This window comes from Streptomyces sp. NPDC056600, from assembly GCF_042792855.1.
Lineage (GTDB): Bacteria > Actinomycetota > Actinomycetes > Streptomycetales > Streptomycetaceae > Streptomyces.
This window is the reverse complement of sequence record NZ_JBHTVQ010000094.1, coordinates 1-17,508: the sequence shown is the minus strand read 5'-3', so window position 1 is coordinate 17,508 and position 17,508 is coordinate 1. Positions and strand designations below refer to the sequence as shown.

At 73.1% G+C, this 17,508-nt stretch carries 18 protein-coding genes; 12 read left to right on the top strand and 6 right to left on the bottom strand.

What is annotated here, in order from left to right; translation table 11 throughout:
• The first annotated feature begins 365 nt into the window (after positions 1-365).
• Positions 366-683, top strand: a complete 318-nt coding sequence (locus ACFRAV_RS29615; RefSeq protein ID WP_382560157.1) for a hypothetical protein — start codon at positions 366-368, stop codon at positions 681-683.
• Between the two features lie 43 nt (positions 684-726).
• Here the strand turns inward: ACFRAV_RS29615 and ACFRAV_RS29610 are convergent, their stop codons facing one another.
• Together ACFRAV_RS29610 and ACFRAV_RS29605 are read right to left on the bottom strand one after the other, a co-directional pair.
• Positions 727-1,149 (bottom strand): pyridoxamine 5'-phosphate oxidase family protein, encoded by a 423-nt coding sequence (locus tag ACFRAV_RS29610; RefSeq protein WP_382560154.1) that lies wholly within the window; start codon positions 1,147-1,149, stop codon positions 727-729.
• A gap of 90 nt (positions 1,150-1,239) precedes the next feature.
• A complete protein-coding gene (locus tag ACFRAV_RS29605; protein WP_382560151.1) occupies positions 1,240-1,917 on the bottom strand; it encodes a FadR/GntR family transcriptional regulator in 678 nt (225 codons plus the stop codon).
• An 81-nt stretch (positions 1,918-1,998) separates the two neighbouring features.
• Between ACFRAV_RS29605 and ACFRAV_RS29600 the strand changes: the two genes are divergently transcribed.
• From ACFRAV_RS29600 to ACFRAV_RS29585, 4 genes are all read left to right on the top strand, one after another.
• Positions 1,999-3,384 carry a CynX/NimT family MFS transporter gene (locus ACFRAV_RS29600; protein ID WP_382560148.1) on the top strand — a complete coding sequence of 462 codons (1,386 nt, stop codon included), beginning with the start codon at positions 1,999-2,001 and terminating at the stop codon, positions 3,382-3,384.
• 45 nt (positions 3,385-3,429) lie between these two features.
• Positions 3,430-3,543 carry an SGM_5486 family transporter-associated protein gene (locus ACFRAV_RS29595; RefSeq protein ID WP_290429745.1) on the top strand — a complete coding sequence of 38 codons (114 nt, stop codon included), beginning with the start codon at positions 3,430-3,432 and terminating at the stop codon, positions 3,541-3,543.
• Between the two features lie 277 nt (positions 3,544-3,820).
• A complete protein-coding gene (locus tag ACFRAV_RS29590; RefSeq protein ID WP_382560145.1) occupies positions 3,821-4,012 on the top strand; it encodes a hypothetical protein in 192 nt (63 codons plus the stop codon).
• 78 nt (positions 4,013-4,090) lie between these two features.
• Positions 4,091-4,609, top strand: coding sequence for a SixA phosphatase family protein (locus ACFRAV_RS29585; RefSeq protein WP_382560142.1), 519 nt, complete (start codon positions 4,091-4,093; stop codon positions 4,607-4,609).
• A gap of 69 nt (positions 4,610-4,678) precedes the next feature.
• On the opposite strand, the gene serB is transcribed toward ACFRAV_RS29585, so the two are convergent.
• Positions 4,679-5,893 (bottom strand): phosphoserine phosphatase SerB, encoded by a 1,215-nt coding sequence (gene serB, locus ACFRAV_RS29580; RefSeq protein ID WP_382560140.1) that lies wholly within the window; start codon positions 5,891-5,893, stop codon positions 4,679-4,681.
• Positions 5,894-6,196: 303 nt separating this feature from the next.
• Between serB and ACFRAV_RS29575 the strand changes: the two genes are divergently transcribed.
• Positions 6,197-8,791: an FHA domain-containing protein gene (locus ACFRAV_RS29575; RefSeq protein WP_382560137.1), complete on the top strand. Its 2,595-nt coding sequence runs from the start codon at positions 6,197-6,199 to the stop codon at positions 8,789-8,791.
• 114 nt (positions 8,792-8,905) lie between these two features.
• On the opposite strand, the gene ACFRAV_RS29570 is transcribed toward ACFRAV_RS29575, so the two are convergent.
• Complete coding sequence (locus tag ACFRAV_RS29570; protein ID WP_382560134.1) at positions 8,906-9,646, bottom strand: transglycosylase SLT domain-containing protein; 741 nt, start codon at positions 9,644-9,646, stop codon at positions 8,906-8,908.
• A 454-nt stretch (positions 9,647-10,100) separates the two neighbouring features.
• Here ACFRAV_RS29570 and ACFRAV_RS29565 point away from each other — a divergent pair, with 454 nt between their 5' ends.
• Together ACFRAV_RS29565 and ACFRAV_RS29560 are read left to right on the top strand one after the other, a co-directional pair.
• Entirely contained in the window at positions 10,101-11,279 is a 1,179-nt protein-coding gene (locus ACFRAV_RS29565; protein ID WP_382560131.1) for a GAF domain-containing sensor histidine kinase, read from the top strand.
• Positions 11,272-11,907, top strand: coding sequence for a response regulator (locus ACFRAV_RS29560; RefSeq protein WP_382560128.1), 636 nt, complete (start codon positions 11,272-11,274; stop codon positions 11,905-11,907). The genes ACFRAV_RS29565 and ACFRAV_RS29560 overlap by 8 nt, the downstream gene beginning before the upstream one ends.
• A 24-nt stretch (positions 11,908-11,931) precedes the next feature.
• On the opposite strand, the gene ACFRAV_RS29555 is transcribed toward ACFRAV_RS29560, so the two are convergent.
• Positions 11,932-12,861: an ArsR/SmtB family transcription factor gene (locus tag ACFRAV_RS29555; RefSeq protein WP_382560126.1), complete on the bottom strand. Its 930-nt coding sequence runs from the start codon at positions 12,859-12,861 to the stop codon at positions 11,932-11,934.
• Positions 12,862-13,129: 268 nt separating this feature from the next.
• Between ACFRAV_RS29555 and ACFRAV_RS29550 the strand changes: the two genes are divergently transcribed.
• Positions 13,130-13,720 (top strand): hypothetical protein, encoded by a 591-nt coding sequence (locus ACFRAV_RS29550; RefSeq protein ID WP_382560123.1) that lies wholly within the window; start codon positions 13,130-13,132, stop codon positions 13,718-13,720.
• A 267-nt stretch (positions 13,721-13,987) separates the two neighbouring features.
• Here the strand turns inward: ACFRAV_RS29550 and ACFRAV_RS29545 are convergent, their stop codons facing one another.
• The gene (locus ACFRAV_RS29545) at positions 13,988-14,794 is read right to left on the bottom strand and encodes a hypothetical protein (protein ID WP_382560121.1); all 807 of its coding nucleotides are present in this window, start codon (positions 14,792-14,794) and stop codon (positions 13,988-13,990) included.
• 156 nt (positions 14,795-14,950) lie between these two features.
• Between ACFRAV_RS29545 and ACFRAV_RS29540 the strand changes: the two genes are divergently transcribed.
• The 3 genes from ACFRAV_RS29540 (at position 14,951) to ACFRAV_RS29530 (ending at position 17,458) form a co-directional block, all read left to right on the top strand.
• Positions 14,951-15,748 (top strand): ABC transporter ATP-binding protein, encoded by a 798-nt coding sequence (locus ACFRAV_RS29540; protein WP_351118127.1) that lies wholly within the window; start codon positions 14,951-14,953, stop codon positions 15,746-15,748.
• A 126-nt stretch (positions 15,749-15,874) separates the two neighbouring features.
• Positions 15,875-16,300 carry an NfeD family protein gene (locus ACFRAV_RS29535; protein ID WP_382560117.1) on the top strand — a complete coding sequence of 142 codons (426 nt, stop codon included), beginning with the start codon at positions 15,875-15,877 and terminating at the stop codon, positions 16,298-16,300.
• Between the two features lie 204 nt (positions 16,301-16,504).
• Positions 16,505-17,458: an SPFH domain-containing protein gene (locus ACFRAV_RS29530; protein ID WP_351118125.1), complete on the top strand. Its 954-nt coding sequence runs from the start codon at positions 16,505-16,507 to the stop codon at positions 17,456-17,458.
• Positions 17,459-17,508: the final 50 nt, after the last annotated feature.

Genomic DNA, 17,508 nt, shown 5'->3' with positions numbered 1-17,508 from the left:
GCGCGGGGCAGCGGCGTTCCCGGGGTTGCGCCCTCCCGGGGTGCCCGGGTCAGCCTCACCCGGGGGCGGCCGTGCCTGTTCCCCCTGCGGGCGGCTGGGCCGCCCAGGGGGCGGCACGGGCGGGCGCAGGGCGGTGCGTACGGACGGGGCGGATCGCTCCGCAGGGGGTCGGCAGGGCATCAACGGGCCCCACGCACCTGCGTGCCGCCGGTCCGGGGAGGGGGCCAGGCCGCCCGCACGCGCGGCACGCCGTGTCTCGCGAGGTCCGGCCCCCGAGCGAACCGTCACCCGCCCGGCGGACCCGGAAGGGCCGCGCACCCCCGCACGCGGCAGCCTGGGGATGTACTCCACCCCCGGGAGGCGCGATGACCCCCCGCCGCACCACCCCCGCGGCCCTGACCGCCGCCGCCCTCGCCGTGCTCGCCCCCGCCGCCCCGACCCCCGCCTCCGCGGAGGCCGGCGCCGACTGCACCGTGAAGGTCACCGGCTCGACGGTGACCGCCCACTGCCACAACCCCAACTCCCGCACGGACCGCGTCCGCCTCCACGTCGAGTGCGCCCGCTGGTGGGACGTCGACACCGACGGCGCCCCCGCCGACGTCACCCCGGCCCGCGCCGCCGACCTCACCGGCCGCTGCTGGAAGGAGGTCACCTCGGCCTGGGTCAGCCACCGCGCGCTCTGACGTCGACCCGGCCTGGCCCGTCCCGCGGGTCTCGTCCCGCCGGCTACCAGGAGCCGAGGTCCGACGACGTCCACCGCTGCGGGCGGATCCGCAGCACCACCGACTCCTCCACCGCCGCCGGGGACGCCAGGTACTGCTCGAGCGCCGCCCCGGGCAGGTACCGTCCCGCGATCTCCCGCACGTGCTCCGCCGTCGCGGTGAGCGACTCGACGACCGGCCCCTCCACCGACACGTACCGCACCGTCGGCGTCAGCCGCTGCACCAGCAGCGAGAACCGTCCCGTCTCGGCGATCAGCGCCGCCTTGCGCGAGTCGCGCCCGGTCAGGATCCACGGCAGCCCGCCCGGCTCGTACCCGTACCAGAGCGGCACCAGCAGCGGCCCCCGCCCCGGTCCCGCCGCCACACCCAGCGTCGCCGTCAACGGCTCCGACAGGAACGCCTCACGTTCGTCCTTGGAAAGCGCCATACCCCGACCGTAGAACCCGTCGGCCGCCTCCGCCGCCCGGCGCTCCCGCCGCCCGGCCGCTCCCGCCGCCCGGTCAGTCCGGTCGCCCGGTCAGTCCGTGCGCCCCGGACGGCAGGACAGCGGATAGCTCGCCGCCTCCCGCGCCGCCGTCTCCGCGTCGCCGTCCCGGATGGCCTCCACCAGCGGGGCGTGGTCCATGTACGTCTCCGGCGTGAGGGCGACCCCCACGTCCCCGCGCAGCCATTCCCGCAGCACCTCCCCGAGGTCCGCGTACAGCGCGGTCATCACGTCGTTGTGGGACGCCGCCACCACCGCCATGTGGAAGCCGGTGTCGGCCGTCACGAACGCCTCGATCTCCCCGGACCGCCACGCCTCCTCCCGGCGCGCCAGCAGCGCCTCCAGCTGGCGCAGGTCCCGCTCGGTGCGGCGCTCGGCGGCCAGCGACGCGGCGCTCGCCTCCAGGGAGGAACGCAACTCGGCGACATGCCGCGGATCGGCGTCCGCGAAACGGCGGTGCATCACGCCCGCCAGCTCGCTCGTGGCCACCACGTAGGTGCCCGACCCCTGCCGGATGTCCAGCAGACCGTTGTGGGCGAGCGCCCGCACCGCCTCGCGGACGGTGTTGCGGGCCACGCCCAGCTGCTCGACCAGCTCGGGCTCGGTGGGGATCCGTGAGCCGACGGGCCACTCGCCGGAGGTGATCTGCGTCCGCAGGGCCGCGATGACCTGTTCGGACAGCGCCGAGCGACGGGGGTGGGTCAAAGGCATGGCACACCTTCGCACGAGGCGGGCCGGCCGGGAGCCGGACGGACTGGACAGCCAATCATCCCATGATTCTATGATGGGCGTATGTCTGATGGGCGCACTGCCTCACGCGAGGCGACCGAGATCCCGGCCCGGCGGCCGGTCACCCCGAGCGGCGACGCTCCCGCCGCGGTCCCGGCCTGGCGCACCCAGCTGCTGGTGGCCGCCGTCGTGCTGGCGGCGCTCAACCTGCGCCCCGCCGTCACCAGCCTCGGCGCCCTGCTCGAGGAGGTCCGCGACGGCTTCGGCATGAGCGGCTCGGTGGCCGGACTGCTCACCTCCGTGCCCTCCCTCTGCTTCGCCGTCTTCGGCGTCGCCGCGCCCCGCCTGGCCCGCCGTTTCGGCGCCGCCGCGGTGGTCTGCGCCGGCATGGCCGCCGTCGCGGCCGGACTGCTGATCCGCCCCTGGGCGGGCTCCACCGCCGGGCTGCTCGCCGCCACCGCGCTGGCGTTGATGGGCATCGCGGTCGGCAACATCCTCATGCCGGTCATCGTCAAGGAACGCTTCCCCGACCGCGTCGGGCCCATGACCGGCCTCTACTCGATGGCCCTGGCCCTCGGCACCTCCTCGGCGGCCGCGTTCACCGTGCCGCTGACCGGCGCCCTCGGCGGCGACTGGCGCCTGGGCCTGGCCGCCTGGTCGCTGCTCGCCGTGGCCGCCGTCCTCGCCTGGCTCCCGCTGGTGCGCGACCGGGCCGCCGCCACCGGCCGTCCGGGCCTCCGCGGCCGTTCGGGCGGAACCCGCGGTGTTCCCGCCGTGCGGGGCCACGCCGGTGCGGCGGCGCCCGCCGCGGCCCGCCCGCCGATGCGCAGCATCACCCGCAGTCGCACCGCCTGGGCCCTCGCCGTCTTCTTCGGCCTCCAGGGCACCTGTGCCTACGTCACGATGGGCTGGCTCGCCCAGATCTTCCGCGACGCCGGCGTCTCCGCCGGGACGGCCGGGGTGCTGCTCGCCGTCAGCATGGTGATGGGCGTCCCGCTGTCCTTCGTCATCCCCCGGCTGGCCGCCCGCCTGCCCCACCAGGGCCCGATGGTCGTCGCCCTGGGCATCAGCGGGCTCGCCGGTTACGCCGGCCTGATCATCGCCCCGGCGGCCGGAGCCTGGCTCTGGGCGCTCCTGCTGGGCATCGCCAACTGCGCCTTCCCGCTCGCCCTCACCATGGTCGGCATGCGCGCCCGGACCGGCGAGGGTGTGGGCCGCCTCTCCGCGTTCGCCCAGAGCACGGGCTACCTGATCTCCATCCCCGGCCCGGTGCTGGTCGGCGTCCTCTACCAGCACAGCGGCGGCTGGGGCCTGCCGCTCTCGCTGATGGCCGCCCTGATGATCCCGCAGATGCTCTTCGGCGTCCTGGCCGGCCGGAACAGCACGATCGAGGACGAACTCGGCCCCCGCGAGGAGCCCGGGACCGCCGCGACCGCCGCGACCCGCTGACGCCCCGGCCGGAGGCGGGCTCCGCCGGGATGGGAGACTGGGGCCATGGTGCTCGACCCGAACCCCCAGAACGGCCAGAAGAAGCTGCTGCTCGTCCTCGGCTCGTTCCTGCTCATCATGGTGATCATCGGCGTGATCGCCACGATCGCCGCCCCCTGACCGGACCGCACTGACCGGACCGCCCCGACCTGGTTCGCCCGGCCGGCCACGGCCTCCGGGCCGCCCGTGGCCGCGACCTGTCCCGACCGGTCCGGCCGTCTCGCGCGGCCGGGGGTAGGGCTGTCCCCCCATCCCCTAGGGGACGGTCCTCAGGGTCGAATGGGTGGATCACCGGATGTGACGCGGGGCCCCCGGTGCGTAGCGTCGAGGACGTGGCCCTGGGAAGGCCACCGGCCCGACGAGGGCCGGGACGCGCCCTACAGCATCCGGAGGCATCATGCCGGTCCGTACGACGACCTCCTGCCCCGCTCCGGCGCCGGGCGACGGCGCCGCCGCGAGGCTGCCCTGGTGGGGCGTGGTCCTGCCGGTGCTCGCCTTCGTGTCGCTGCTCCTGCTGGTCTCCGACCCGGCCGCGGGCCCGGGCCCCGCCGAGCTGTTCACCCGGCTGGCGCAATTCGCGGGCCGCTGAGGCCCTCCTCCGACCCGGTGCGGTGACGCCTGCCAACTCCCTGCGACGTGCCGCCTTTTTCATGCCAAGCTGGGATCCATGAGCGTCGCAGAACCCCGCACGATCGTCCTCTTCCGGCACGCCAAGGCCGACTGGCCCGAGGTCGCCGACCACGAACGGCCGCTCGCCGAGCGGGGGCGCATGGACGCCCCGGTCGCCGGGCGCAAGCTCGCCGACTCCGGCGTCCCCCTCGACCTGGCCCTGTGCTCCACCGCCGCCCGCACCCGTGAGACGTGGAAGCTCGCCGTCCATGAGTTCCCCCGGCGGCCCCGCACGGTCTACGAGGAGCGGATCTACGAGGCGACGCCCGGCCAGCTCGTCGCGGTGCTGAACGAGACGCCCGACGAGGTGCGCAACGTCCTCATGATCGGCCACAACCCCGGCATGCACGGGCTCACCGAGGTGCTCGCCGGCTCCGCCGAGGGCGACGCCCGGGACCGCATGGTCCGGCGCGGCTTCCCCACCGCCGCCTACGCGGTCCTCACCTTCAACGGCTCCTGGAAGACCCTGGAGCCCGGCGTGTGCACGCTCAGCGACTACTGGGCGCCCTCCAAGTGAGCGACGGCGCGCCGCGCGGGTCACCTGCCCGGCGCGGCGCGCCATGACGTCTCCCGAGGCCCGCGGCCCTCAGTGCTCGACGAGGCCGCCGCCGTCGGCCGCCTCGACCTCCTCGCGGCTGATCCCCAGCAGGTACAGCACCGTGTCGAGGAAGGGCACGTTCACCGCCGTGTGGGCCGCCTCGCGGACCACCGGCTTGGCGTTGAAGGCGACGCCCAGACCCGCCGTGTTCAGCATGTCCAGGTCGTTCGCCCCGTCGCCGATCGCGACCGTCTGGGCCAGCGGCACGCCCGCCTCGGCCGCGAACCGACGCAGCAGCCGCGCCTTGCCCGCCCGGTCGACGACCTCGCCGATCACCCGGCCGGTCAGCCGCCCGTCGACGATCTCCAGCGTGTTGGCCTGCGCGAAGTCCAGGCCCAGGCGCTCCTTCAGGTCGTCGGTGACCTGGGTGAAGCCGCCCGACACCACGCCCACCTGGTAGCCCAGCCGCTTCAGGGTACGCACCAGGGTGCGCGCGCCCGGCGTCAGCCGCACCTCGCTGCGCACCTTGTCCACCACCGAGGCGTCCAGGCCCTCCAGCAGGGCGACCCGGGCGTGCAGCGACTGCTCGAAGTCCAGCTCGCCGCGCATCGCGGCCGCCGTCACCTCCGCGACCTTCTCCTCGCAGCCGGCGTGGGCCGCGAACAGCTCGATCACCTCGTCCTGGATGAGCGTGGAGTCCACGTCCATCACCACCAGCCGCTGTGCGCGGCGGTGCAGGCCCGCGGAGACCACGGCGATGTCCACGCCGAGCGCGGCGGCCTCGGTCGCCAGCGCGGTGCGCAGGGACTCCGTCGCGACGCCGGAGACCGCGAACTCGACAGCGGTGACCGGGTACTTGGCCAGGCGGAAGATGCGGTCGATGTTGCCGCCCGTGGCGGTGGTCCGGGAGGCGATGGCGGCGGTCTGCTCGGCGGTCAGCGGGTTGCCCAGCACGGTGACGATGGAGCGGCCGCTGCCGCGGGGGCGGTTGTCGCCGGTGCCGGAGAGGATCTCGGCCTCCATCTTCACCGACCCCGCCCAGCTGTGGACGGCGGCCCGCAGGTCGCCCTCCTGCCCGGCGGGCGGCTGGGTGACCAGGGCGCAGAGCACCATCCGGCCGCGGATGACGACCTGCTCGATGTCGACGACGTCGACCCGGTAGGCGGTGAGGGTCTCGAACAGACCGGCGGTGGTCCCGGGGCGGTCCTTGCCGAAGATCTTGACGAGGAGAGTGGGGGCGTCGGAGTTCTGCGCAGCGCTCATGGTCCTCCCACCGTAGCCGCCCCGCCGCCCCCACCGCCCCACCGGTCCGCCACCCGGACGCCCCGGGAGGGGAGGGAAGCCGCGCCGCCCACGGGGGGCGGGAGGGGGTGAAGCGTCCCGTGCGCGCGGTTGGACCCGGTTTGGCGCCGTCGGCCCGCCCCGGAACCGTGCCGATTCCGTACCTGTCCAGGGGTCCGGCTTCCGATAGCCCCGTACGGCCTGGGATAGTGCCCCCGGACGTCAGACATCCCTGGACTCCCTGTGTCGGGGGCCAATTCGGGGGACAACTCAGTGGGGCATGGAGTGCCAGAACTCGTACTCGAAATCAACGGACGGACCTGGACGCTCGATTCGTCCAGGTCCTACACGATCGGCCGGGACCCGCAGGGGGACGTGGTGCTCGAGGACGCCAGGGTCTCCTGGCGCCACGCGACGGTCCGTCACGCCGACGGCGGCTGGGTGCTGGAGGACCACGGGTCCACCAACGGCACCTGGGTGCAGGGGCAGCGCGTCCAGCAGACGCGTCTGGAACCCGGCGCCCCGGTGCACCTCGGCAACGCGGTCGACGGCCCGCGGCTGACCCCGTCCGCCGCGCCCGCCCCCGCGGCCCATCAGGCCCAGGCGCACGCGCCGCACGCACAGGCCCCGCAGGTGCACGCACCGCACGCACAGGCCCCGCAGGCCGCGCCGCACGCCCAGCCCTTCCCGGGTCAGGCCCCGCAGGCCCAGCCCGCGCAGGGCGGAGGCTGGGGTCCCCAGCAGCCCTCGGTGCCCCACCAGGCGCCCGCGCCGTTCCCCCAGCAGGGCGCGGGCCCCTCCGTGCCTCCGGAGGCCGTGCCCCAGGCCGGCCCCGGCGGCGCCCAGCCGATCTACGCGGAGCGCAGCCCGACCACGTTCCACGAGTTCTCCCTCGGCCGGGTGATGCGTATCGGCCGCGCCCTGGAGAACGAGCTGGTTGTCTCCGACCTGCAGGTCTCCCGGCACCACGCCGAGTTCCACGCCACCCCCGACGGCCGCTTCGAGATCCGCGACCTCGGCTCGCACAACGGCACCTACGTCAACGGCCAGCCCATACCCAAGGGCGGCAACCGGCTGCTCGGCCCGATGGACGTCGTCGGTGTGGGCCACTCGACGTTCCGCCTGGTCGGCGACCGGCTGGAGGAGTTCGTCGACACCGGCGAGGTCAGCTTCTCGGCCCGCCACCTGACCGTCACCGTCGACGGCGGCAAGCAGATCCTCAAGGACGTCTCGTTCGCCGTCCCCGAGAAGTCGCTGATCGCCGTGATCGGCCCCTCCGGCTCCGGCAAGTCCACCCTGCTCAAGGCGCTGACCGGCTACCGGCCCGCCGACCAGGGCGACGTGCTCTACGACAACCGGAACCTGTACAAGCAGTTCGCCGAGCTCCGCCAGCGCATCGGTCTGGTGCCGCAGGACGACATCCTGCACAAGGAGCTCACCGTCAAGAAGGCCCTCGGCTACGCGGCCAAGCTGCGCTTCCCCGCGGACACCACGTCCGCCGAGCGCGCCGCCCGGATCGACGAGGTGCTGCGCGAGCTGAAGCTCGACATCCACAAGGACAAGAAGGTCACCTCGCTCTCCGGAGGCCAGCGCAAGCGCGTGTCGGTGGCGCTGGAGCTGCTGACCAAGCCGTCGCTGATCTTCCTGGACGAGCCGACCTCCGGCCTCGACCCGGGCATGGACCGCGACGTGATGCAGCTGCTGCGCGGCCTCGCCGACGACGGCCGCACCGTGCTGGTGGTCACCCACTCGGTGGCCGAGCTGGCCATCTGCGACAAGCTCCTGGTGATGGCGCCCGGCGGCGCGGTGGCCTACTTCGGCCCGCCGGACGAGGCGCTCAACTTCTTCGGCTACACCACCTGGGCCGACGTCTTCTCCGCGTTCGAGAACTACCGCGACTACGACTGGGCGGGCCGCTGGAAGGGCTCGCAGCACTACCAGACGTACGCCGCGGACATCGACGCCGTCGCCCCGCAGCCGGTGCACATGCCGCCGCCGCAGGCGATCCGGCCGCCCAAGCCGCAGAGCTGGTTCTCCCAGTTCGTGACACTGGTCCGCCGCTACACCTCGGTGATCGTCTCGGACCGCGGCTTCCTGGCGCTGATGGTGCTGCTGCCGGCCGTCATCGGCGCGGTGAGCCTGCTCATCAACCCGGACCGCGGCCTGCTGCCCAACCCGCTGCACCCGCAGACCGGGCGGATCGTGCCCAACGGCACCGCCACCACGGTCCTGCTGATCCTGGCGGTCGGCGCCTGCTTCGCGGGCGCCGCCAACTCGGTGCGCGAGCTGATCAAGGAGCGGGTGATCTACGAGCGGGAGAGGGCCACCGGCCTGTCCCGGTCGGCGTACCTGATGTCCAAGGTCTTCGTGCTCGGCATGATCACCGTGTTCCAGGGCCTGCTGGTCGGCGTGATCGGCTTCGCGAGCCGCGACATCCCCGCCGAGGGCCTGCTGCTCGGCGACTCGACGCTGATCGAGCTCTCGCTGCCGATCATGGGTCTGGGCTTCACCTCGATGATGTTCGGCCTGATCATCTCGGCGCTGGTGAAGACCGCCGAGAAGACCATGCCGCTGCTGGTGATGTTCGCGATCATCCAGGTGGTGTTCACGGGCTGCCTCTTCGCCCTGCACGGCACGCTCGGCGTCAACGAGTTCTCGTACCTGATGCCGTCCCGCTGGGCGGTCGCGGCCGCGGGCGCCACGCTGGACTTCAACCGGATCGCCCCGCCGGAGGCCGGCGCGGACAACGACCCGCTGTGGGAGAACACCCTCGGCACCTGGTCGCTGGACATGATCGCGCTCATCGGTCTCGGCGTGATCTGCGGCTTCTTCGTGGCGCGCTTCCTGCGCCGCCACGAGCCGGAGGTCATGCGCAAGTGATCCGGCCGGAGCCGCCGCCGAGGCGGGCCCGGACATGACGCAAGGGCGGCACCCCCGTGGGGGTGCCGCCCTTTCAACGTGTCAGCGATGCTCGCTCAGAGGTCCGCGCCTGCCTCAGTACGCGCTGTTGACGTTGTCGATGGTGCCGTAGCGGTCGGCGGCGTAGTTGGCCGCGGCCACGATGTTGGCCACCGGGTGGTAGATGTCGTCGGGCGTGCCCTTGACGTGGTACGTCTCGAAGGTCGGCGGGATGACCTGCAGCAGGCCCTTGGACGGGATGCCGTTCTGGGCGTTGATGTCCCAGAGGTTGATCGCCTTCGGGTTGCCCGAGGACTCACGGATGATGTTCTTGTACAGCCCGTGGTACGAACCGGGGATGTCGTTCTTGTCCATGATGTCGAGGGCCTCGCGGATCCAACCGTCCAGGTTGTTCGCGTAGACCTTCTTCGCCTCGACCGGCTTGGCGACCGGACGGGCGGCGGAACGGCTGGCGGCCTCCTTGGCCTCGCGCTCCTTGGCGGCCTGGTCGGCAGCGGCCTTCTTGGCAGCGGCCTCGTCGGCGGCCTTCTTCTCCTCGGCCTTCTGCTCCGCCTGCTTGGCGGCGACGGCCTCGGCCTTCACGCTCGCACCCGCGGCCTGGTCGGCGACGTTGGCCTTCACGTTCTTGATCTGGTCGGCGCTGTAGACCACGGACGCGGCCTGGCCGGCCTCGTTGGTGGTCGTCTCGGCGTCGGCCGGAACAACGGTGAAGGCGAGAGCCGCGGCGCTCAGGGCGCCGGCACCGGCGATGCCGATCTTCTGCATCTGCTTCTTGGTGACGGCGGTGCGATAAGCGGAAAGGTTGAACTTCGGCATGGAACCTCATTCGTTGCGCGGAGGTCGCTCGGCGTCCGGGGGTTCGGACTGTCCGGACGAGCCGGACGGAAGTGCACCCGAGGGGCGTCTCTTCGCTGCGGACGAATCCGCCGCGGTGAGCGACATGAGCAATTCTTAGCGATCGCAAAATGGCCTGGCAATCATGTGATCTACGATCCCGGATAGGAGAACGTATCCGGCAAAACGGGACAGACGATGACGTAGAGCCTGTTCAGTGGACAGAGGAATGTCCTACTTGTCTCCTATCATCCTTCGTAAGTGACGGGGGTCTCGTGGACGGCCTCACACGGCACCCCGTGCCGACTCACGCAGAGTTGCTTGCGCAATGCGTTGCGTCAGTGAAATCCGAGGGCGGCCCGGGACCCGCGACCGACCCGGAACCGGTCCCCGGGACCGATCCCCGCCCCTCCCGCCCGCCGGTAGCGTGACCGCCATGGACAAAGGGACCGCCCCCCGCTCACCCGCCGGCCTGGCCGCGGTCAGCGACGCACTGCTGGCCATGAGCCGACGCCTGGAGGTGGGGGACGTCCTCAAGACGATCGTGTCCCGCGCCCGGGAACTGCTCGGCGCCCGCTACGCCGCCCTCGGCGTGCCCGACCACTGCGGAGGCTTCGCCCGCTTCGTGGTCGACGGCGTCGACGAGCAGACCTGGAAGGCCATCGGCCCGCTCCCGCGCCAGCACGGCATCCTCGCCGCCATGCTCCACGAGGGCCCGCAGCGCCTCGACGACGTCCGCGCCGACCCCCGCTTCGAGGGCTGGCCCGACGCCCACCCGGAGATGACCGACTTCCTCGGCATGCCGATCCGCGACGGCGACGAGATCCTCGGCGCCCTCTACCTCGCGAACAAGGAGAGCGCGGAGCAGCGGAGCGGCGGCCCGCCCGCCCCGGCCTCCCGGTGCGGCTTCACCGAGGAGGACGAGGAACTCCTCTCCCTCTTCGCCCAGCACGCGGCCATCGCCCTCACCAACGCACGCCTCTACGAACGCAGCCGTGAGCTGACCATCGCCGAGGAACGCTCCCGGCTCGCCCACGAGCTGCACGACGCCGTCAGCCAGAAGCTCTTCTCCCTCCGCCTCACCGCCCAGGCCGCCGCCACCCTGGTCGACCGGGCCCCCTCCCGCGCCACGGACGCCATGGGGGAGGTCGCGGCGCTGGCCGCCGAGGCCGCCGAGGAACTGCGCGCCGCCGTGATCGAGCTCCGCCCCGCCGCCCTCGACGAGGACGGACTCGTGGCCACCCTGCGCAGCCAGGTCCAGGTCCTCGACCGCGCCCACAGCGCCCGCGTCACCTTCACCAGCCACGACGTGCGCGCCCTGCCCGCCCCGCAGGAGGCCGCGCTGCTGCGCGTCGCCCAGGAGGCCCTGCACAACGCGCTGCGCCACGGCGACCCGCGCCACGTCGACGTCGTCCTGGAGCGCGAGGGCCCTCGCGCCGTGCTCCGGATCACCGACGACGGCCGCGGCTTCGAGCCGGAAGGCGTCCTGAGGGCCGGCCGCCACCTGGGCCTGGTGTCCATGCGCGACCGCGCCACCGGCGTGGGCGGCACGCTCACGGTCAGCTCGGCGCCCGGGAAGGGCGCCGTCGTCGAGATGGAGGTTCCCGGTGGCTGAGCCGGTCAAGGTCCTGGTCGTCGACGACCACCAGGTGGTCCGCCGCGGCCTGCGCACCTTCCTGGAGGTGCAGGACGACATCGAGGTCGTCGGCGAGGCCGGCGACGGCGAGGAGGGCGTCGCCCGCGCGGAGGAGCTGCGGCCCGACGTCGTCCTGATGGACATCCGGATGCCCGGCTCCGACGGCATCGAGGCCCTGCGCCGCCTGCGCTCGCTGGGCAACCCGGCCCGCGTCCTGGTGGTCACCAGCTTCACCGAGCGCCGCACCGTGGTCCCCGCGCTGCGGGCGGGCGCGACCGGATACCTCTACAAGGACGTGGACCCCGACGCCCTCGCGGCGGCCATCCGCTCCGTCCACGCCGGCCACACCGTCCTCCAGCCGGAGGTCGCCGAGGTACTCCTCTCCCAGGAGAACGGCTCCGGCGAGGGCCGCGGCGGCGCCCTCACCGACCGCGAGCGGGACGTCCTCGGCCTGATCGCCGACGGCCGCTCCAACCGCGAGATCGCCCGCTCCCTCTATCTGAGCGAGAAGACGGTGAAGACCCACGTCTCCAACATCCTGATGAAACTCGACGTCTCCGACCGCACCCAGGCCGCCCTCTGGGCCGTCCGCCACGACGCCGACTGATCCGGACCGGGCCCCGTGCCGCGTTCACGGCGGTCCGGTGAACGCCAGGGAGGCCGCCGTGTGCGGATTGGCGCAGAGCAGGTCGGTGCCCAGCGGGGTGAGGGTGTGCAGCACCCGGTTGCGGGAGCGGACGGAGACGATGAGCCCCGTCTCCCGCAGGATCGTGGCCTGCCGGCTGGCGGCGGGGGCGGTGACGCCGATCCGCCGGGCCAGCTCGCCCGTGGTGCAGCCGTCCTCGATGACCCGCAGGGCGGCCGCCCTGCTGTGCCCGAGCAGGCAGGCCAGCCGGTCCGCCTCCCCGGCGCCGTGCCCGGCCGGAGCGAGCCACCAGCCGGGCCCCCGCGGCACGGGGTACACCAGGACCGGGCGCAGCTCCGGGTCGATGAGCGTGACGGGCGTGCGCCAGCAGAAGACCGACGGCACCAGGAGCAGGCCGCGCCCGCCCAGATGCAGGTCGCGGTCGACCGGATAGTCCGCCTCCAGCACGGGGGAGGACCACCGCAGCGTCGGCGCCAGGCTGTTCAGCAGTCCCTCCACCCCTTGGTCGATGAGCGCGCGGGCCCGCCGGGCCCGGTCGACGTCCACCAGCGTCTGCAGACGCGGCCACAGGGGTGCGAGGGCGGCGCGGTAGTACCCCTGCAGGGCGTCACCGAGCGTGGCCAGGGCCGTCCGGTCGGCGTCCGCCAGAGGGCGGAGCGGACCGGGAGGGCCGGCCAGCACCGACAGGTCCCGGCGTAATCGCTCCCTGGACGTGGACAGCACCAGGTCGACGGTGGACTCCAGCGACGGCGCGGGCTGGGCCGGCGTGAGGAAGTCGGGGAAGTCGCCCACCGGGGGCGCCAGCCGGCGCAGCAGACGCACGTGGGGCGCGCCCAGGGACCGCAGCCGGGCCCTGGCCGCGGCACGCCACGGGTCGAAGATCCCCCTCGCCCGGGTGCTCGCCAGCTGCGTCACGCTGAGGGTGATCTCCCAACCCGGATCGGGCGAAGAAAGCGTATGAATACGGGACAAATCCTCCGCACTGAAGTGCACTCTGAGTGCCATGGCTCTCCCCCCGTCACGGCCGTATGCCTGATTCTCGGTACCTTGTGCGCGTTGTGGCCAGCATGTTTTGAGTCTGATGACATGTCCTTGCCCGTCCGATTGGGGCGCTGCGAGTCTTCTGGGCAGCGCGCGGCACCGGCAGCCCGCCGGGCCCGCGCCCGACAGAAGGAGAGGACTCATGCGCAGTCGTCTGTTCACGGTCGCCGTCGCCGCGGCCGGCGCCCTCCTGGGCCTGGGAGCCACCACGGTGGCGGCCGCACCGGTGGGCGCGGCGGCGGCCGACTCCGCCGCGCCGTTCGCCGCGCAGGCCAAGGACGCGCACCTCACGGCCGGCCAGACCAAGGCGCTGAAGAAGGAGGTCGACCGCTACCTCGACAAGACCGGCGGCAAGCAGGTCGCCCTCAACAAGATCGACCTGAACGGCGCCACGCTCCTCGTGGCCATCCCCGGTGAGAACCGGCCCCGGGACTTCGCCGCCGGCAACGGCACGGCCGCGGCGGCCGACCCGTGCCTGACCGGCGCGGTCTACAGCGGCTACTTCTGCGCCTACAGCCAGGAGACCTACTCGGGCAGCTACTACTACTGGTACTCCTGCGCCAAGCGCTCCATGCCGTGGGCCGGGTACGGCTCGTGGATCAACGACCAGACCCCGGGCACCCGCGCGACCTTCTACAACAGCAGCGGCGGCGTCTACTACACGACCCCGGCGCCCTACACCGCCAGGGACAGCTACTACTGGACGCCCGTCTACCACGTCCGGAACTGCTGACCCGGCCACCACCGGGCCGGCCCGGCCGGGGCGACGCGCGCGAGGTGACGTGAAGTGACCGGCACACGCCGATGCTGCCGGGGCTCCCTGGCCGCCGCGACGGCCGTGGGGTGGGAACGGCTTCCGGCCACCCACCCCACGTCCGTGTCCGGCCACCCGGGTCGCGCCGGGGGAGGGGGAGCGCCCTGGCCCGGCCGGGGGCCGGCGCGCCCGCCCGTGCCGGAGGGTCGCCCGCCCGCGCCGCCGGGCCGACCGCGGCTCGAGCCGTCACCCCCGGTGGCGCTCCTCCACCGCCGCGTTGTACGCGGCGACCATCGCCCGCCGGGCCGTCCGCTCCACCGGCCGCAACGCCTCCCGCCGCGCCGCCATCTCCCCGGCGCTCACCGCACCCCCGTGCCCCCTCTCGTACGCCAGTGAGACCAGCAGCCCCACCCGCTCGGCCAGCCGCAGCACCCGCGCCGCCCGCGGCGGATACCCCGGCGCCAGCGCGTCCTGCCCCTGCGACCGCTCCGCCCGCGCCCGGTACGCGTCCAGCGCCGCCTCGGCCACCGGTCCCGACGCCGCCACGTCCAGCCGCGTCAGCACCTCCGTCGCCTCCCGCAGCGCCTCCGCCAGCTCCCGCTCCGCCTCGCCGAGCGAGGGAACGTCGGCCGGCGGCGCCTCCCGCACCGGCAGGCAGTGCCAGACCACCTCCACGTGCACGTCCTCCGCGCCCCCGGCATCACCCGCCGGCCCGGCCTCGTGCACCTCGGGCACCAGCCCCAGCGCCACCCCGTGGCAGACGACCGCCTCCTCCGCCTCCAGCGCCGCCGCGTTGAACTCCGCCGGCCCGCTCAGGCCCAGCGGATGACCCGGCGCGGGCAACGCCACCCGCAGACCGGTGGCCCCCAGCGCGCGCAGCCGCCCGAGGGCGAGCGACAGGCCGACCGCCCCGTCCTCCCCGGGCAGCCCGCGCACCCGGTGCAACGCGTCGTCCCCGACAATCGCGGCCACCGCGTCATCAGGCGGGACAAGATGGGCAAGAAGGGCGTTTCCCCAGGCGGCCAGGCGCCCGGCACGTGGTTCCGTGAGCATGCGCCCAGCCTAAGGACCGTCCCACTGGATTCCCCAGGACACCGGGTGGCGTAGATTTTTCCGAAAGGGCTGCGCCCGCCGGCGCACACGACAGCCACACCGGCCGACGCCGCCACCACGGGGCGGGCCGAGAACGCAATGGGAGACAGCGCGCTGATGAGCGATGTTCTGGAGCTGGAGGACGTATCCGTGGTCCGCGAGGGCCGGGCTCTGGTGGACCGGGTCTCCTGGTCGGTGAAGGAGGGCGAGCGCTGGGTCATCCTCGGCCCCAACGGCGCGGGCAAGACCACCCTGCTCAACATCGCGTCCAGCTACCTCTACCCGAGCAAGGGAACCGCTACGATCCTCGGCGAGACCCTCGGCCGGCCCGGCACGGACGTCTTCGAGCTGCGCCCCCGCATCGGCGTGGCAGGCATCGGCATGGCGGAGAAGCTCCCCAAGCGCCAGACGGTCCTGCAGACCGTCCTCACCGCCGCCTACGGCATGACCGCCGCCTGGCAGGAGGAGTACGAGGACGTCGACAAGGAGCGCGCCGTCGCCTTCCTCGACCGCCTCGGCATGAGCGACTACGCCGACCGCAAGTTCGGCACCCTCTCCGAGGGCGAGCGCAAGCGCACCCTGATCGCCCGCGCCCTGATGACCGACCCCGAGCTGCTCCTCCTCGACGAGCCCGCGGCCGGCCTCGACCTCGGCGGCCGCGAGGACCTGGTGCGCCGCCTCGGCCGCCTGGCCCGCGACCCGATCGCGCCCTCCATGATCATGGTGACCCACCACGTCGAGGAGATCGCCCCCGGCTTCACCCACGTCCTGATGATCCGCCAGGGCGAGGTCCTGACCGCCGGCCCCATCGAGCTCGAGCTCACCTCCCGCAACCTCTCCCACTGCTTCGGGCTCCCCCTGGTCGTCGAGCAGGTCGGCGACCGCTGGACCGCCCACGGCCTGCCCCTCGCCTAGGACCCTCGCGCAGGACCCTCGCCCGGGCCGCTCGCCCGGGCGCCGGCCGGCCCCGCCCAACAGGCCCTTTCCCACGCCCCCGTTCGCGCCCTGTCCGCGACGGGGGCGCGGTCCTACCATGCACCTGTGGACATCGACGCGTGGGTCTGGTGGCTGGTGGCGGCGGCGGTGCTCGGCATCGCCCTGGTGATCACAGCGATGCCCGAACTCGGGATGCTCGCCGTCGGCGCGGTCGCGGCGGCGGTCGCCTGGAGCCTCGGCGGCGGCATCGTGCTTCAGGTGGGCGCCTTCGTGGTCGTCTCCGTCGCCCTGATCGCGGTGGTGCGCCCCATCGCCGCCCGGAACAAGGAACGACCTCAACTCTCCACCGGTATCGACGCGTTGCGCGGCCGCCAGGCCGTCGTGCTCGAACGGGTCGACTCCCGGGGCGGACGCGTCAAGCTCGCCGGTGAGGTCTGGTCGGCGCGTGCCCTGGAACCCGGCCGCACCTTCGAGACGGGGGAGGAGGTGGACGTCGTCGACATCGACGGAGCCACCGCCGTCGTCATGTGACGACCCGACCCGCGCCCCTCCCAACCGCCCTGAACAGCGCGGGAGTTCGCGGGCCGCACAGGCCGGCCGTCCCAGCAGGTCCGGACAAGTGGCCGGAACCCGCCCCGAAGGTCACCGGGGTCTGGGAGACTCGAGCCAGAAGATCATCGACAAACACGGCATCCGCCGCGCACGACGCGGCCGAGAGGGGTTCGGGGAGCCACGATGGAACCGGTCATCATCGTCCTGGTCATTCTGGTGGTGTTGGTCTTCATCGCCCTGATCAAGACCATCCAGGTCATTCCGCAGGCCAGCGCCGCGATCGTCGAGCGCTTCGGCCGCTACACCCGCACCCTCAACGCGGGCCTCAACATCGTGGTGCCGTTCATCGACACCATCCGCAACCGCATCGACCTGCGCGAACAGGTCGTCCCCTTCCCGCCGCAGCCGGTCATCACCCAGGACAACCTGGTCGTGAACATCGACACGGTGATCTACTACCAGGTCACCGACGCCCGCGCCGCGACCTACGAGGTGGCCAGCTACATCCAGGCCATCGAGCAGCTCACCGTCACCACGCTGCGCAACATCATCGGCGGCATGGACCTCGAGCGCACCCTCACCTCCCGCGAGGAGATCAACGCCGCCCTGCGAGGCGTCCTCGACGAGGCCACCGGCAAGTGGGGCATCCGCGTCAACCGCGTCGAGCTCAAGGCGATCGAACCGCCCACCTCCATCCAGGACTCGATGGAGAAGCAGATGCGCGCCGACCGCGACAAGCGCGCCGCGATCCTCCAGGCCGAGGGCGTCCGGCAGTCCGAGATCCTGCGCGCGGAAGGCGAGAAGCAGTCGCAGATCCTGCGCGCCGAAGGTGAGGCCAAGGCCGCCGCCCTGCGCGCGGAGGGCGAGGCCCAGGCGATCCGCACGGTCTTCGAGTCCATCCACGCCGGAGACGCGGACCAGAAGCTCCTCGCCTACCAGTACCTGAAGATGCTCCCGGAGATCGCCCAGGGCGACGCCAACAAGCTCTGGATCGTCCCCAGCGAGATCGGCGACGCCCTCAAGGGCCTCGGCGGCGCCTTCGGCAACTTCGCCCCGCAGAACGGCAATCCCCCCGGCTCCGTGCCCAAGCCCGCGGGCAACGGCAGCGACCGCCTGGAGAAGCCCACCATCGACTGACCGCCGCGAGGTGCGGGCGGACGACGCAGGGCCCGCCACCCTGGCCGGGG

Excerpts from the sequence above, each read along its gene's own strand:
- ACFRAV_RS29615 (WP_382560157.1), top strand. The coding sequence starts at position 366 with ATGACCCCCCGCCGCACCACCCCCGCGGCCCTGACCGCCGCCGCCCTC.
- ACFRAV_RS29610 (WP_382560154.1), bottom strand. The coding sequence starts at position 1,149 with ATGGCGCTTTCCAAGGACGAACGTGAGGCGTTCCTGTCGGAGCCGTTG.
- ACFRAV_RS29605 (WP_382560151.1), bottom strand. The coding sequence starts at position 1,917 with ATGCCTTTGACCCACCCCCGTCGCTCGGCGCTGTCCGAACAGGTCATC.
- ACFRAV_RS29600 (WP_382560148.1), top strand. The coding sequence starts at position 1,999 with ATGTCTGATGGGCGCACTGCCTCACGCGAGGCGACCGAGATCCCGGCC.
- ACFRAV_RS29595 (WP_290429745.1), top strand. The coding sequence starts at position 3,430 with ATGGTGCTCGACCCGAACCCCCAGAACGGCCAGAAGAAGCTGCTGCTC.
- ACFRAV_RS29590 (WP_382560145.1), top strand. The coding sequence starts at position 3,821 with ATGCCGGTCCGTACGACGACCTCCTGCCCCGCTCCGGCGCCGGGCGAC.
- ACFRAV_RS29585 (WP_382560142.1), top strand. The coding sequence starts at position 4,091 with ATGAGCGTCGCAGAACCCCGCACGATCGTCCTCTTCCGGCACGCCAAG.
- serB (WP_382560140.1), bottom strand. The coding sequence starts at position 5,893 with ATGAGCGCTGCGCAGAACTCCGACGCCCCCACTCTCCTCGTCAAGATC.
- ACFRAV_RS29570 (WP_382560134.1), bottom strand. The coding sequence starts at position 9,646 with ATGCCGAAGTTCAACCTTTCCGCTTATCGCACCGCCGTCACCAAGAAG.
- ACFRAV_RS29565 (WP_382560131.1), top strand. The coding sequence starts at position 10,101 with ATGGACAAAGGGACCGCCCCCCGCTCACCCGCCGGCCTGGCCGCGGTC.
- ACFRAV_RS29550 (WP_382560123.1), top strand. The coding sequence starts at position 13,130 with ATGCGCAGTCGTCTGTTCACGGTCGCCGTCGCCGCGGCCGGCGCCCTC.
- ACFRAV_RS29545 (WP_382560121.1), bottom strand. The coding sequence starts at position 14,794 with ATGCTCACGGAACCACGTGCCGGGCGCCTGGCCGCCTGGGGAAACGCC.
- ACFRAV_RS29540 (WP_351118127.1), top strand. The coding sequence starts at position 14,951 with ATGAGCGATGTTCTGGAGCTGGAGGACGTATCCGTGGTCCGCGAGGGC.
- ACFRAV_RS29530 (WP_351118125.1), top strand. The coding sequence starts at position 16,505 with ATGGAACCGGTCATCATCGTCCTGGTCATTCTGGTGGTGTTGGTCTTC.